This window comes from Nocardia sp. NPDC049707, assembly GCF_040674855.1.
GTDB lineage: Bacteria > Actinomycetota > Actinomycetes > Mycobacteriales > Mycobacteriaceae > Nocardia.
On record NZ_JBFANN010000032.1, the window covers coordinates 1 to 14,974 of the forward strand.

Annotated in this window: 15 protein-coding genes; 6 read left to right on the forward strand and 9 right to left on the reverse strand. The window is 65.1% G+C overall.

The window, feature by feature from the left end; translation table 11 throughout:
- The first annotated feature begins 242 nt into the window (after positions 1–242).
- From AB0J29_RS25255 to AB0J29_RS25270, 4 genes are all read left to right on the forward strand, one after another.
- The gene (locus AB0J29_RS25255; RefSeq protein ID WP_364790986.1) at positions 243–1,115 is read left to right on the forward strand and encodes a 3-hydroxybutyryl-CoA dehydrogenase; all 873 of its coding nucleotides are present in this window, start codon (positions 243–245) and stop codon (positions 1,113–1,115) included.
- Positions 1,116–1,562: 447 nt separating this feature from the next.
- Positions 1,563–3,869: a 5-methyltetrahydropteroyltriglutamate--homocysteine S-methyltransferase gene (metE, locus tag AB0J29_RS25260; RefSeq protein WP_364790989.1), complete on the forward strand. Its 2,307-nt coding sequence runs from the start codon at positions 1,563–1,565 to the stop codon at positions 3,867–3,869.
- A gap of 108 nt (positions 3,870–3,977) precedes the next feature.
- Positions 3,978–4,397 (forward strand): VOC family protein, encoded by a 420-nt coding sequence (locus AB0J29_RS25265; protein ID WP_364790993.1) that lies wholly within the window; start codon positions 3,978–3,980, stop codon positions 4,395–4,397.
- Positions 4,397–4,963 carry a TetR/AcrR family transcriptional regulator gene (locus AB0J29_RS25270; protein WP_364790996.1) on the forward strand — a complete coding sequence of 189 codons (567 nt, stop codon included), beginning with the start codon at positions 4,397–4,399 and terminating at the stop codon, positions 4,961–4,963. The genes AB0J29_RS25265 and AB0J29_RS25270 overlap by 1 nt, the downstream gene beginning before the upstream one ends.
- 92 nt (positions 4,964–5,055) lie before the next feature.
- Here AB0J29_RS25270 and AB0J29_RS25275 read toward each other — a convergent pair whose 3' ends face one another.
- A complete protein-coding gene (locus AB0J29_RS25275) occupies positions 5,056–5,628 on the reverse strand; it encodes a TetR/AcrR family transcriptional regulator (protein ID WP_364790999.1) in 573 nt (190 codons plus the stop codon).
- Between the two features lie 124 nt (positions 5,629–5,752).
- Between AB0J29_RS25275 and AB0J29_RS25280 the strand changes: the two genes are divergently transcribed.
- Positions 5,753–7,054, forward strand: coding sequence for a condensation domain-containing protein (locus tag AB0J29_RS25280; RefSeq protein ID WP_364791002.1), 1,302 nt, complete (start codon positions 5,753–5,755; stop codon positions 7,052–7,054).
- Here AB0J29_RS25280 and AB0J29_RS25285 read toward each other — a convergent pair whose 3' ends face one another.
- On the reverse strand, positions 7,055–8,257 hold the full coding sequence (locus AB0J29_RS25285) for an AI-2E family transporter (protein WP_364791005.1): 1,203 nt from the start codon (positions 8,255–8,257) through the stop codon (positions 7,055–7,057).
- 51 nt (positions 8,258–8,308) lie between these two features.
- Positions 8,309–9,361 (reverse strand): NAD(P)-dependent alcohol dehydrogenase, encoded by a 1,053-nt coding sequence (locus tag AB0J29_RS25290; protein ID WP_364791008.1) that lies wholly within the window; start codon positions 9,359–9,361, stop codon positions 8,309–8,311.
- A 138-nt stretch (positions 9,362–9,499) separates the two neighbouring features.
- Between AB0J29_RS25290 and AB0J29_RS25295 the strand changes: the two genes are divergently transcribed.
- On the forward strand, positions 9,500–10,615 hold the full coding sequence (locus AB0J29_RS25295) for a trypsin-like peptidase domain-containing protein (RefSeq protein ID WP_364791011.1): 1,116 nt from the start codon (positions 9,500–9,502) through the stop codon (positions 10,613–10,615).
- On the opposite strand, the gene AB0J29_RS25300 is transcribed toward AB0J29_RS25295, so the two are convergent.
- The 6 genes from AB0J29_RS25300 to AB0J29_RS25325 all read right to left on the reverse strand — a co-directional run bounded on the left by AB0J29_RS25300 (position 10,612) and on the right by AB0J29_RS25325 (position 14,961).
- Positions 10,612–11,178, reverse strand: a complete 567-nt coding sequence (locus tag AB0J29_RS25300; RefSeq protein ID WP_364791014.1) for a vitamin K epoxide reductase family protein — start codon at positions 11,176–11,178, stop codon at positions 10,612–10,614. The two genes, AB0J29_RS25295 and AB0J29_RS25300, sit on opposite strands and share 4 nt — an antisense overlap.
- A complete protein-coding gene (locus AB0J29_RS25305) occupies positions 11,175–11,963 on the reverse strand; it encodes a thioredoxin domain-containing protein (RefSeq protein ID WP_364791017.1) in 789 nt (262 codons plus the stop codon). Before AB0J29_RS25305 ends, AB0J29_RS25300 begins: the two co-directional genes overlap by 4 nt.
- A 126-nt stretch (positions 11,964–12,089) precedes the next feature.
- A complete protein-coding gene (locus AB0J29_RS25310; protein WP_364791020.1) occupies positions 12,090–12,935 on the reverse strand; it encodes a polyphosphate kinase 2 family protein in 846 nt (281 codons plus the stop codon).
- A 245-nt stretch (positions 12,936–13,180) separates the two neighbouring features.
- The gene (locus AB0J29_RS25315; protein ID WP_364791023.1) at positions 13,181–13,876 is read right to left on the reverse strand and encodes an ESX secretion-associated protein EspG; all 696 of its coding nucleotides are present in this window, start codon (positions 13,874–13,876) and stop codon (positions 13,181–13,183) included.
- Positions 13,873–14,538: a hypothetical protein gene (locus AB0J29_RS25320; RefSeq protein WP_364791026.1), complete on the reverse strand. Its 666-nt coding sequence runs from the start codon at positions 14,536–14,538 to the stop codon at positions 13,873–13,875. The genes AB0J29_RS25315 and AB0J29_RS25320 overlap by 4 nt, the downstream gene beginning before the upstream one ends.
- A 3-nt stretch (positions 14,539–14,541) precedes the next feature.
- Positions 14,542–14,961, reverse strand: coding sequence for a hypothetical protein (locus tag AB0J29_RS25325; RefSeq protein WP_364791029.1), 420 nt, complete (start codon positions 14,959–14,961; stop codon positions 14,542–14,544).
- Between the last annotated feature and the right edge of the window lie 13 nt (positions 14,962–14,974).

Consider the following 14,974-nt stretch of genomic DNA (forward strand, 5'->3'; position numbering starts at 1 on the left):
CCTGCGACGTGCGGGCACCGATGTGTGATGGCAGAAAGCGGGCAGCGCTTTGGGCGCCCGGGGTGACGGACATCGCAACGCGCACATTTCCCCGCGAAAGCGTGGCCGCGAACCCGCCGCGCGGAGCGCGGCCATCAAACACCGCCCTCCCTATACCTTGGACGATCGAAGGATCCGCTCACGTCCGAGCGACCTTCGCCACCAGCCACCCGACAGCCAGACAAAACCAGCAGGAGCGGGACGTGAGCAGCGAGAAGATTCAGCGCGTCGGCATCATCGGCGCCGGCCAGATGGGTGCGGGAATCGCGGAGGTGTGTGCCAGGGCGCATATCGACGTGCTCGTCTACGAACAGACTCGGGAACTAGCGGCGGCGGGCCGCGCTCGCATCCTGCGCTCGCTGGACCGTGGCGTCAGCAGCGGCAAGATCACCGAGCGTGAACGCGAACAGGCCGCGTGGCGGCTGCGGTTCACCTCCGACCTCGGCGATTTCGCCGACCGCCAGCTGGTGGTCGAGGCGGTGCTCGAGGACGAGAAGGTGAAGACCGCCATCTTCGCCGAACTCGACAAGGTCGTCACCGATCCGGATGCCGTACTGGCCTCCAACACCTCCTCCATCCCGATCATGAAGATCGCCGTCGCCACCGCCAACCCGGAGCGCGTGGTCGGCATGCATTTCTTCAACCCGGTGCCGGTGCTGCCGCTGGTCGAGCTGGTCACCACGCTGAAGACCAGCGAGGCGGTGTCCGCGCGGGCCGAGACCTTCGCCGGCGATGTGCTCGGCAAGCAGGTCGTGCGCTCGGCCGACCGCTCCGGCTTCGTGGTGAACGCGCTGCTGGTGCCGTACCTGCTTTCGGCCATCCGGATGGTCGAATCCGGCTTCGCCACCAAGGAGGACGTCGACAAGGCGATGGTGCTCGGCTGCGCCCACCCGATGGGTCCGCTGGCACTGACCGACCTGGTCGGCCTCGACACCGTGAAGTCCATTGCTGACTCCATGTACCAGGAGTTCAAGGAGCCGCTGTACTCGGCGCCGCCGCTGCTGATGCGCATGGTGGAGGCCGGGCTGCTCGGCAAGAAGACCGGCGCGGGCTTCTACCAGTACAACCGCGCTTGAGCTGAGTTGAGCGTGCAACCTGTGGGCGTCAGGGGTCCGTTCGGCACTCACATAAGCATGACGGAGCGAGTCTTACGAGCGAGAAGTTCGCGGCTCCTTCGGCGTCCGCGCGCGTGCGCGGTGATCGACTCAGCCGAGTCGTCGAAGCGCATGCGCGATACGCGTGAGTCCCGACTACTGGTCAGCCATACATCCAATGCCGAACTGCTCGCTCAGGCGACGCCAACAGAGCGAGTCTTACGAGCGACTCGTTCGCGGCCCGCGTCCGTGCCGCAGGCGCGGCCATCGAACACAGCCGAGTCGTCGAAGCGCATGCGCCGTAGGCGCGAGTCTCGACGGCGCCGCTAGCAACTTGCTTGCAGGTCGCTCGAAAGGGTCAGTCGCGAGACACCAGGGGGCCGCGAACACGCCGCGGCCACGCGGCCAAAATTAAGGAGTACCCCGCTCATGGTCAACGTTCAGGACGGATACGGGTCCAGCATTCTGGGCTACCCGAGGATCGGGCCGCACCGGGAACTCAAGCGGGCCCTCGAGGGCTATTGGCACGGCGGGATCTCCCGCGACGAATTGCTCGCGGTCGGGCGCGATATCCAGGAGCGGCAGTACAACGGTCTCGCCGCTACTGGTCTGACCCAGGTGCCGGGCAACACTTTCTCGTTCTACGACCACATCCTCGACAATGCGTTGCTGTTCGGTGCCGTGCCAGCGCGATTCAAGCCGTTCCAGGACGAGTTGCACCCGCTGGACTTCTACTTCTTGATGGCGCGCGGCCGTCCGGATCTGCCGCCGCTGGAGCTGGTGCGGCTCTTCGGTACCAACTATCACTACCGCCAGCCCGAACTCGACGAGAAGACCGAATTCTCGCTGCACCCTGAGGCTTTGCTCGACGAATGGGATCGCGCCAGGGCCCGCGATATCGAGCTGCGCCCGGTGGTCGTCGGCCCGGTGTCGCTGCTGCTGCTGTCCAAGGCGGGTCATATCCCCGGTGAGGCAGGCGGTTTCGACATACTGAGCCTGCTGGACAAGCTGCTCCCGGTGTATGAGGAGCTGTTCGAAATCCTCGCCAAGCGCGGGTCTACCTGTGTGCAGTTGGACGAACCGTGCTTCACCAGCGAGCGCACTCCTGCGGAGCTGGCCGCGTTCGAGCGTGCCTACCAACGACTTTCGACCTCGGCGCTGCGTCCGCGCATGCTGGTCACCGGGCAGTACGGCGATTTCGGGGAGGCGCTGCGCATCCTGGCCGAAACCAATGTCGAGGCCATCGGATTGGATCTGGCCGGCTATCGGATCCAGCCCGAAGAGCTCGCGCAGATTCCGGGCATTCGGCGTAAGCGCCTGTACGCGGGCGTGATCAGCGGTCTCAATGTGTGGCGCGCGGACCGCTATGTGACGTTGGAATACCTCAACGAATTGGCGAAGGTGTGCCCCGATCTGGTGGTGTCCACCGGCACAACACTGCTGCACGTCCCCTATGACGTGCTCGCCGAATACGAGATCGAGGGCCATGTCGCCGACCGCCTCGCCTTCGCGCAGCAGAAGGTGGGCGAGGTGGTTTCACTAGCCAAGGCCCTCACCGAGGGACCCTCGGACAAGTGGCGCAAGCGCCCCACCGAGGTGCACTTCAAGCAGAAACATGCGGTGCGGCAACGGGTCTACGCGATCACCCCCGATATGCGCACGCGCGAACCATATGAGGTGCGCCGCGAGGCCCAGCAGCGCAAGCTGAATCTGCCGCCGGTGCCCGCGACCACGCTGGGTTCCTTCCCTCAGACGAACAAGATTCGGCAGGCCCGCTACGACCTGGGCCAGGGCAAACTGTCCTACGACGAATACCGCAAGCGGATCGAGGCCGAGATCGAGGCCACGATCCGCCTGCAGGAGGACATCGGTCTCGATGTGCTCGTGCACGGTGAGCACGAGCGCAACGACATGATCCAGTACTTCGCCGAGCTGCTCGACGGCTTCGCGACCACCCACTTCGGCTGGGTGCAGGTGTACGGATCCCGTTGTGTGCGACCGCCGATCATCTACGGCGACGTTTCGCGGCCTGCGCCGATGTCGGTCGAGTGGATCAGCTTTGCCCAGTCGTTGACCGATAAGCCGGTCAAGGGCATGGTCACCGGTCCGGTCAGCATGATCGCGCGTTCTTTCGTGCGGCAGGATCAGCCGCTGTACGAGACCGCGGATCAGGTCGCGCTGGCCATTCGCGATGAGGTCGTGGATCTCGAGCGGGCCGGGATTTCGATCATCCAGGTCGACGAGCCCGCCATTCGCGAGCTGCTACCCATGCGTCCACAGGGACGCGCCGAATATCTGCGGTGGGCGGTCGCGGCCTTCCGCCTGGCCACCTCGGGCGTCAAGCCGGAGACCCAGATCCACACGCATATCGGCTATTCCGGTCGTACCGAGGTGGTCGACGCGATCGAGGAGCTCGACGCCGATGTCACCGCGATCGTCGCGACCCGCTCGATCGAATGGGTGCTCAAGGCGCTCAAGGAAGACTCCGCATCGGGTCACGGCCTGAGTCATGGCGTCGGTCCGGGTGTCTACGAGAGTCGTTCGGCGCGGATTCCGGATATCGATGAGCTCGACGAATTGCTCACGGCCGCAGCTGAAGCCGTCAGTCCGGAACGCCTGTGGGCGAATCCGGACGGTGGTCTGAAGACTCGGCACTACTGGCAGCTGGAGCCCTCGCTGCGCAATATGGTCGCGGCCGCGCGCCGCGTTCGTCGGCGGGTCACGCCGCCGGAGTAATACCGAAGACGAAGGCCGCCGCCATGTCTCGGACATGGCGGCGGCCTTTTCGGCTCGGGTGACGGATGTCATGCTTAATCGGTACAGTACGTACCGTATCGTTGAGATATGGCTGAGCAGATATGGCCCGAGTCGTTACCGGTGGCCCAAGTTCGAATCGCCAGGCCCACCGATCGGTTGGTAGAGGTCGTGCGGTTCTACGTCGAGGGGTTGGGGCTGCGCGAGCTCTACCGATTCGAAAATCACGCGGGTTACGACGGTGTGATGCTCGGATTTCCGGGAACCGGATACCACCTGGAGTTCACCACCCATGTGGACGGCAGCCCGGGCGATGCGCCGAGCGCGGAAAACCTACTGGTGCTCTACTTTTCGACCGAATCCCAGATGTACGACGTCGCGCAGCGCCTCGGTGAATTCGGTGTGGAGCCGGTTCCCGCCGAGAATCCGTATTGGGCGGCCAACGGCGGCTTGACCTTTCCGGATCCGGACGGCTGGCGAGTTGTCCTGATGCCGCGTCCGGTTTTCTGATGCCGGGACGAATGCGCGAGGACCGCATCGATACCGCGGTACTCGCCGCGGCGCGAGAGCTGTTGGACGAGAACGGTTATGCCGAACTGTCCATCGGCGAGGTGGCGGCCAGAGCCGGTCTGCATCGGCCGGCGATCTACCGCCGCTGGCCGTCGAAACGCCACCTCGTTGTCGAGGTGGTCGCCGCCCTGCTCGGTGTGCAACCGACGCCGAACACCGGCGACCTGCGCGCCGATCTGACCAGCGCACTGCGCAATCTGGTTGCCGCACTGCGCGATACCTCGCTGAGCCACGTATTGCCGGCCTTGGTGGCGGATCTCGCCAACGACCCGGAGCTCCGCGCGCATTTCCTGGCAACGGTATTCGAACCGCGTAGGCGAACCACCGCGATCGCTCTGGAGTCGGCCATCCACCGAGGCGAGATCGATCCGGATATCGATCTCGACTTCGTCTTGGACGCGGTCGCCGCCCCGATCTACTACCGCGCCCTCTTCGGCCATCTACCGCTGACCGACCTCCTCGCCGACCAGTCGGTCGATGCCGTGCTCCGTGCAACCGCCCGCTGACCGCCCGGGTCCGGGTCCGGGTCTATTCGCACAGCGAGTTCGCGAGGCATCGGCAGTGGGGTGAAGCATGCTCGGGCGCGGATAGCTCGTTGTCAGCCGGGGCGCTGGTCGGCGGGTGACAGCAGCGTGGCGAGGGTGCGCAGACCTGCGGTGATGTCGGTGGCGGTAGGGGCGTGTTCCGGGTCGACCAGATGTTGGTTCAGCAGGCCGCCGAGCATGGTTTGCAGGACGGCGCCGAGTTGCGGATCCGCCACGCCGGGACCGAACAGGTCGGCCAGCCCGGCGCGCGCCTGTTGCTGGCCGGAGCCCAGTTCGGCGCGCAGTTCGGGGGAGTGCAGCGCCTGGGTCAGACATTCCGCATTGGCGGTCCAGAGTGCGTGCTGCTCGCTGAACGAGGTGATCAGCTGCTGGAAGAAGTCCAGCAACCGCGCGGTCGGATCCGCGGCGTCGTGGGCGGGCAGTGAATCGAGGATCTGCTGTACCGCATCGGCGCTCGATTCCATCATCGCCTGGTTGAGTAGCTTGTCGCGGGTGCCGAAGTGGTAGTTGATGGCGGCCAGATTGGTGCCGGAGGCGGTCACGATATCCCGCACGGTGGTGCGCGCATAGCCGCGTTCGGCCAGGCACTGCTTGGCCGCGGCGAGCAGAACTTCTCGGGTTCCCACGCCATCAGCGTGCCATACATCTGTTTGTGACGCACGCTTCAAACAATTGTTTGTGACAAGTGTTTGAAACAGTTGTATGTTGAGGTCGTAGCCCGCTCCACCACATGGAAGTACGAGACGACCAATGACCGCACAGCGCGCGCTTTCTCCCCTCGAGCTCACCTATTTCGGCACCGAAACCCGCCTCGGCACCGTGCCGGCCGCCGGTATACCGGTGTTCATCGGATCCACCGTGCACGGCCTGCTGGATATCGAGATCCTGCGCCGAGTGCTCGATGAACTGGCGGCCCAGCATCCACTGCTGCGCAGCAAGCCGGTGACCGATGCCGACGGCACGCGGTATCTGCGCCGCGACGATGCCTACCGGCCGCGCCTCGATATCGCCGATGGCGGTGAAGCCGAGTACCTGAATCTGGTCAATGGACCACTGGATTGGCGCGACGGCCTGTTCCATGCCCACCTGCTCCGCGATGGTGACCGCGATCGGATCATCCTGGTCATCCATCACGGAATCGCTGATGGTAGGTCGGCTTTCGCGCTACTCGCGCAGCTGTGGCAGCGCTACACCGCACATACGACGGGAACCGCACTGCCACCGTCGGATTCCGATCAGGAACTGCCGGAGAGCATCGATGCCCGACTTACCGAGGTTGTCTCGGATGCCGAGGTCGCCGGCTGGCTCGACCAGATCCGGGCCGGTGCCGCGACGATGAGTCCGGAGTCGGCTCCGCGCAGCTTACCGATCGACGGTGACGGGATCGGCGACGATCCGCTCGGCCGGTTCGCGCTGCAACGAATCGAACTGGATACCAACGAAACCCGGGACCTGATCGTTGCTGCCGGGGCGCACGGGCTTTCGGTCAACAGCCTGCTCGGCGGTGCCGCACTCGTCGCATTCCGCTCGCAGCTCGAACCCGCGACGGGGAAGCTCCCGCTACTCTGCGGCCACGCGGCGGATGTGCGATCCGAGGTGAACCCACCCCTGCCCGCGAATACCATCCTGAATTGCGCTTCCGGCATAGGCACATTCGCTCTGGTGGCCGACAACGCGGATTTGATCGATATCGCACACGAGGTGGCCGCGGGTATGGCGGCCGCACGGGAACAGCGCGAAGCCCCCATATTCCTGCTCGCATCCCAGCGCATCCAGGACGAGGCGACCGCCGCGATCTTCGCGGCCGCGCCGACCGTGGCCATCTCCAATATCGGTCGCCTGCCTGCATATTCGACCCCGGACGGTATCCGCCACATTCGCGACGAGATCTACGCCATGGGCCCCGGCATGCCGCCGAAGCTCACCGTCTTCACCGTCGGTGAGCGACTGACCATCCAGGTCGAATACGACACCGCCCGGTACAGCCGCGCCCAGATGGGCAAGGTCAGCTCGGCATTCATCGACGCATTGCAAGGCATCCGCGCCGCCTGATCACTCCGGCGGCTGACCGCGGCCCGTGCGGTGAATGGTCAACTGACGCGTCCATTTTCGCTGTTTCTTCGGCGGCCGCTCGGGCTTTTCGGCATCGCCGTCCGCCTCGACCTCGTATCGACGAATATAGGCGCTCGCGAACGCCTGCACCGTCGCGGTGACCGGAATCGCCAGCAGCGCGCCGGTGGGCCCGAGTATCGCCGCACCCGCGATGACCGCGCCGAAGGCGACGGCCGGATGCATATCCAGCGTGGTCGCGGTGATTCTCGGTTGCAGGACATAGTTTTCGAACTGCTGGTACACCACGATGAAGCCCAGAATCCACAGCGCGGTGGATGGGCTGTGCACCAGTGCGACGAGCACCGGCAGCGCACCGGCGAGATAGGTGCCGACGGTCGGAATGAACTGCGAGACAACGCCGACCCACAGCGCGAGCGCGAATGCGGACGGCACATCGAGAACGCGCAGCGCAATATAGTGCGCGATCGTCGAGCACAGTGCGAGCAGTGCGCGTGAATAGATATAGCCGCCGGTCTTTTCGACGGCGATATCCCAGGCGCGCAACACATGTCGCTGGCGGCTCGGCGGCAGCAGCGAGGAGACCGCATTGCGGAAACGCGGTCCGTCGGCGGCGAAATAGTAGGTGAACAACAGCACGCCGAGGACCTGGAAGATGGCGCCGATCGCGGCGGTACCGACACCCCAGGCATTGCCTGCCAGCCCGACCAGATAGCGGTCGATGGTGGAACTCCACTCACCGAGGTGCTTCCGCAGATCATCGCTGGACAGATTCGTCCTGAGGGTGCGATTGACCCAATCGATGGCCTGATCCACATTGTCGGGCGCGTTCTTGACCAACGCGGTGACCTGGTCGATCAGCAAAGCGCCGAGTGTCCACACGAACGCTACCGTGACCACGGTCAGAATCAGGAAGACCATCCCGGTCGCCAGCCCACGTCGTACCCCGCGCGCGGCAAGCCAATTCACCGCCGGCTCGATGGCGAAGGCCAGGAACAGCGAAACCAGCAGCACCAGCAGGAAACCCTGCAATTTCTCCAGAATCCAGAAGCCGAACACCAACCCGGCCACCGTCGCCGCCGCGAGCAGGAATGCCCGCAACAGCCACGGCGGCGGCCCCTCGGTCACATCGACGATGACCGCCGCCGTTTCGGTGGGCGGGGATTGCTCTTCATCCGCAGACACACCGCCAAGCTAGGTGAATCGGCGACGAATCGGCGCAACGACACGAACCAACTAGATCGTCGAGGCGTCGATGACGAACCGATACCGCACATCACTCGCGACGACCCGGTCGTACGCGCCATCGATCTCATCGGCCGAGATCAACTCGATCTCCGCACCGATCCCGTGTGCGGCGCAGAAGTTCAGCATCTCCTGGGTCTGCTCGATACCGCCGATCATCGAGCCGGCCAGCGCCCGCCGGTATCCGGTGAGCGTGAAAGGCTTGACGCTCAACGGGTTCTCGGGCAGGCCGAGAATCACCAGGGTGCCGTCCAGCTTCAGCAGGCGCAGGTAGTTATCGATCGGCAGATCGGCCGAGACCGTATTGAGGATCAGATCGAAGCGGTTGCGCAGTTCGCGGAAGGTCTGCTTATCGCCGGTCGCGTAGTAGTGGTGCGCGCCGAAGCGTTTGCCGTCGTCCTGCTTGGCGAGCGAATGGCTCAGCACGGTGACCTCGGCTCCCATCGCCGCGGCGATCTTCACACCGACGTGTCCGAGTCCACCCATGCCGATGATCGCGACCTGCTTACCCGGCCCGGCATTCCAGTGCCGCAGCGGGGAGAACAGCGTGACGCCCGCGCACAGTAGCGGCGCCGCCACATCGAGTCCGATTCCCTCCGGAATGGAGAGCACGAAGTTCTCGGTCACCACGACCTGGGTCGAATAGCCGCCCATCGTGTAACCACCCGGCTGGATGGACGCGTCCACCGGGGTGTTGTAGGTCATGGTGGCCCCGTTGTCGCAGTACTGCTCCTCATTGGCCAGACAGGGACCGCAGACACCGCAGGAATCGACCATGCAGCCGACGCCGACGCGATCGCCGACCCGATGCCTGGTCACCTCGGAGCCGACCGCGGCGACAATGCCCGCGATCTCGTGGCCGGGGACGCATGGGTATATGGCGCCGCCCCATTCGTCGCGAGCGGTGTGGATATCGGAGTGGCAGATACCCACGTATTTGACATCTATCAGGACATCGCGCGGCCCTAGCTCCCGCCGCTTGATGGTGAGCTTCTCGAAGCGCCCATCGGGCGCGGGGATCGCATAAGCAGCAACAACGCTCATGCTTACATGCATACCGTCGCATGCGGAGGTTTGCCAAACGCACCGCCCGAGAAAGCGTGCGCCATTTTCTGATCTACCGCACAGGTCTGCGGCCACAATGGAATTGGTCGAAGGCCCAGCCGGAGGCGGGAGAGCGGCATGGACGACGAGCGGCACCGCGCGCCCGAGAGGCAGCGAGCCGGTGGCGGGCGTGCGCTGGCGGTCTTGGTGGCCTTCCTGCTCGCCGTGGCGGCATTCTTCGGCTTCCGGGGTGAGCTGCCCGATTGGTCGTCCTCGGGTGCGGACAACTCCGCGCCCGCGCTGCTCGAGCCGCTACCGGCGCTGGATCCGGTGGCGGTCGCGCACGCCGTTGAACCGGCACTGGTGAATATCAACGCGTCCGCGCGGCCGTTCGGAGTCGCCGCGGCCGGCACCGGGATCGTGCTCACCGCCGACGGACAGGTGCTGACCAGCCATCACGTGGTCAAGGGTGCCGAGATCGTCACGGTCACCGATGTCGGTAATGGCACGGTCTACGACGCGAAGGTGCTCGGCTACGACGCCGGCGCGGATATCGCGCTGCTGGAACTCACCGGCGCCACCGATCTGACGATCGCGCGCATCGGCAGCTCCGGCGAACTGCGCGTCCGCGAGCAGGTGCTCGCCATCGGCAATGCCGGCGGCGCTGGCGGCATTCCGACCTCGATCCAGGGCAGTATCACCGATCTGAACAGCACGATCATCGCGCTCAATTCCTCCGATCTGACCCGCAAACCGCTGACCGGGATGGTGGAGATCGCCGCGCCGGTCACCGCGGGACAGTCCGGCGGTGCGCTCGCCGATCCGGGCGGCACGGTGGTCGGCGTGATCACCGCCGCGTCGGGTGGGAACGCACGCGAGGTCGGGCGCAGCCCGAACGGCTACGCGGTGCCGATCGACACCGCGATGCGGGTCGTGGGCCAGATCCGTTCCGGTACGCCCACCGAAACCGTGCACATCGGGCCGACCGCGACGCTCGGTGTGCTGATCTCCGATGCGCAACCCAGCGGGGCCCGGATCGATGTCGCGCTGTACGGATTACCGGCCTACGCCGCCGGACTCGTCGATGGCGATGTGATCACCTCGATCGACGGTCGTGACATCACCAGCGCGAAGGCATTGCGGGCGGCGATCAATGTGCACACGCCGGATGACACTGTTCAGCTGGATGTTCACGGTGCGGATGGAGCGCAGCGCACGGTCACCGTGGTGCTGGCGCTCGGCACCCCGAACTAGACCAGCGACAGCCAGTAATCCTGGAACTTCAGGAAGATCAGCAGCAGCACCACGGCGTAGAACACCGCGACGAAGGTCCAGCGCCACTCGACGACGATCCGCATCGGCCCGTGCGCAGCACCCCATACCTGCTCGGTGGTCACCGCGAGCAGCGGTGTGATGATCGCCCACACCACCATGCAGTACGGGCACAGCGCGCCGATCCGGTACAGGCTCTGGAAGATCAGCCAGCAGATGAAGACGGTGCCGAGTACGGTCCCCACCCACAGCCCGCCCCAGATCCAGCGCGGAAAGCGCACGTTGGCGACCGCGAGCACCGCCAGGGTGACCACCACCGAGAAGCCGACGATGCCGATGATCGGATTGGGGAATCCGAATCTGGCGGCCTGCTCGGTGGTCATCACATTGCCGCAGGACAGGATCGGGTTGATGCTGCACGAGGGCCGATAGCTCGGATCGGTGAACAACTTGAACCGCTCAACGGTCAGCGTGACCGAGGCAAGCCAGCCGGCCAGCCCGCCGATCAGCAACACCCAGGCGGCTCTGGCAGAGGTGTTGTTCACTTGGCCGCGGCGGCGATGATCGCTGCCATCGCGTCGGGCTTGAACTGACCGGACGGCAAGGCGAGGTCCTGGCCGCTCAGCTGCTTGTCGTTGACGAAGATCGTCGGGGTCGATTGGACTCCGCTGGTCAGCACGTCCTTGGTCTTGGCCTCGATGTACTTGCTGTAGGTGTTGTCCTTGATGCACTGCCCGACCGAATCCGGAAGGCCGACGCTCTTGGCGATTTCGATCAGCCGGTCATCGGTCAGACCCGCACTGTTCTCGGGGGGCTGCTGGTCGAACATGGTGGTCAGCCACTCGAGGTACTTCGACGGATCCGCCACGGCGACGCAGTAGGCCGCATTGGCCGCGCGCGAGGAGTACTTCGTGGTGGAGAACCTGTCCAGGAATGCGAGGATGTTGTACTCGACGATGGCCGTACCGTTGTCGACGGCATCCTTGATTGCTTGGGCGTTGGCCGACTCGAAGCCCTTGCAGGCCGGGCACTGCAGGTCGGCGATCACGCGGACGGTCACCTTCGCATCGGGCTTGCCGATGCGGACCGCGCCGTTGTCGGCGATGGTCGCGGTGGCGCCGTTGGCCAGTTGACTCGCGGTCGCGGCGATGGACGGGGTGGTGCCCAGATCGTTCTTCTTGGCGTTCTTCACCGCGATGCCGATGCCGATCGCCGCGATGAGCCCGACCAGCACGACGGCCACGCCTGCCTGGATCAGGATCTTGCGGGTGCGGTCGGCGCGCTCCGCCGCCGCGAGCAGATTCGATTTACCACCCGGTTTCTTGCTCACCGTGCGTTCACCACGCCTTTCGCTTGCCTGCCGGTTTCCTGCCGCCACGATGGTAGATCCGGAACTGCCCCGGGGCGTGGACGGGTACGGCCACATCATCCGTGGCCAACCTGAGAGGAACCTTGGTCAGGCGTGGGCGAGGCGGCGCCGCTGCTCCTCGATATCGAACCGGGCCGGTGGCCAGTCGAGTTTCAGCCGGTCGAGCGCGTCGATGAGCAGTTCGGTGATCGCGAGGCGGGCGAACCACTTGCGGTCGGCCGGGAGCACATGCCATGGGGCGTAATCGGTCGAGGTGCGGTCCAGCATGACCTGATAGGCCTCTTGATAGGCGGGCCAGTAGTCGCGTTCATCGATATCGGCGGGGTTGAACTTCCAGTACTTATCGGGTCGGTCCAGACGTTCGCGCAGTCGCTTCTTCTGCTCGTCGAGCGAGACGAACATGGCGACCTTCACCAGTGTCGTGCCCTGGTCGAGCAGTTCCCGCTCGAAGGCGTTGATCTCGTCGTAGCGTGGTTCCCATACCTCCGGCGGCACCAGATTGTGCACCCGCACGATGAGCACATCCTCATAGTGCGAGCGGTCGAAGACGCCTAGTTGACCACCGCGCGGCAGTGCCTTGCGGATGCGCCACAGGTAGTGGTGTCGCTTCTCCTCCTCGGTCGGGACGCCGAAGGAGGCATGGTCGACGCCCTGTGGATCCACCGAGCCGATAACGTGCCGGACGATGCCGCCCTTGCCGGCGGTATCCATCCCCTGCAGCACCAGCAGCACGTTGCGGGCATCGCCGGAACGGCCGTTGGCGTAGAGCTTCTCCTGCAGATCCGACAGCACGGCGGTGCGTTCGGTGAGTAGGTCCAGACCTTCGTTCTTGTCACCTTCGAATCCGGGCGTACCGCCGGCGTCGAGATCAGCAATGCGCAGGCCATCGGCCCGTAGGGACTCGATGGGCGGCAGAGACCATTTCTTCGCCATCGATATATCTTATGAGGTGTTTTGGCCGTGCGGGCGCGGCGAACGGGTCGCTCGTATGACTCGCTCCGTGGTGGTCGGTGCGGGCCGGGTGGTCGGCGCCTGATGCGCAGGGCGGTTGAGTTCTGTGCCGGTGGCGTTTGCGCTTCGACGACTCAGGTGTGAGACGGCCGTGAACTCGTCGCTTATCGGAGTTGCTCCGTGGTGGTTGCGGATGCTGTGACGTGGCGATTGTTCAACTGCGGCAGTCAGTTGATCTGCGCCAGGCGGAGCAGCTGGTCGGCGAACTCCTCGTCGGTGACCGGGGTCAGGGTCAGTTCGTGCGAGGTGGTGAGCAGATAGCGTCCGTCGCCGGTGAAATCGAGCCAGCTGCGGTGGCGGGTGGGCGGGGACATCGGGTTTTCCGGTTCCACGGTCACGGTGATGAAGCCGCGACCGTCCACCGGTTTTCGGAGGGTCTGACGGAATCGGGCGGCGCGACGATGACCATTGGTCGCGCTATCGCCTTCCTCGGAGTTCAGTACCGCCTCCTGCGGCTCTCGCATGGGCGCCAGCTTGCCGGGCTGGGCCAAGCCGATGATCTCGACGAGATGTCTGCCAAGGTTGCGGGCGTGGGACATGCGAACCGTCACCTTGTCGATATCGGCGATCAGGATGCTCGCGTGTTTGTGCACCACCGCGGCGAAAATCAGGATCCGCCGGGCGCCCGACTCCCCGGAGATGGTGATGGTGGTGGCGTCGGGACGGGCGCACAGCATGAGTGCGGCGGCCAGATCGGGATCGGCCTGGCGGGCGAAGCGCTGGGGTAGTCGCAGTGCGGTGTACTCGGATTCGGTGCGAACCGTGGCGGCGGGCGCCAGATTGATCGGGTAGGGGCGTCGGTCCAGACTCGTTTCGTTCTCCCAGACATGCGTGAATTCGTCCGGGGTGAATACCCACTTCACCGTGCGCCCCCGCTGCCGGCATTCGGCCGCGCGATCTGTGGTCCGTCGGGCGGTGGGGTGAATCGGGGGACACGATCGCCGGATGCGGGCATGATCGGGCTGTAGACATAGGTCATCGTGTCCTGGACGTCGGCCTGCGCCGTAGCAGCGGCCATGTCGTGGTCCATCCTGCGTTGTCCGCCGTGGATCGCCTCGGCGGCCGGATCTTCCAGAGCACGATACTGCTGCGGCGGCGAAATTGCCGCTCGGATGGTCTGTGCTGCATCGGAATTGAGTTCCATCAGGCGCTGTACCGCGCAGCAGATATCGTGCGCCTCGGTGCCGGCGCGGACGAATTCGCGGGTGGCGCGCAACGCGGCATCAGCCGAATGTCCGGACCAGTGTGCGAATTCGCGATTGGTGGCATCGGAGAAGGCTTGGAATGCCTCGGCGACCGCGGTGGCATTGGCGTGCCAGGCATCGGCGACCCGGCCGAGGGCGGCAGGATCGATGACCTCGTGCACCAGATCCCAGATCTCCTGGTGCGAGTAGGCGCCGAACAGCTCGCGTTCGGGTGCGTACGGGGGATCGGTTCCGCCGCTTGCCGATCCAGCGGATGCGGCGACGGCACGCTGCTGGACCCGAATGGCGTCGGCGGCTGCCCTGGTGACGGAATCGGCCATGGGTCAGTGGTTTCCGTCGACCTGTTCGCCGCGCGGCGACTCCAGGTACTCGGTGATCAGTTGCAGCGCGGCGCGGTTCGCGGCCTCGGCATCCTCGAAACGTTTACCCGCGGCCAGATAGGCGGCCTTGTACAGCAGGGCGGTTTCCTGGAACGCCGTGACGGTGTCGAGGAATTGAGTGCCCTTGTCGCCGAAGCCTTTTGCCAGGCCATGTCCGGTCGGTAGGTTGGGAAAACCGGATACCTCGGTGACGAGATGTCCAGTGGCCGTGGCCTTTTGTAGGTCCTCGACCAACTTGTCGCATGCGGCGGCGAGGTTTTCGGCGACATCCTCGGCCAATTCGAAGGGGTCGCCGCCGCTGGTTCCGGTGGCGGCGGCATACAACTGCCTGGCCATCCGCTGACCGGTATCCGGTACCGCCATCTGGGTCGCCCCC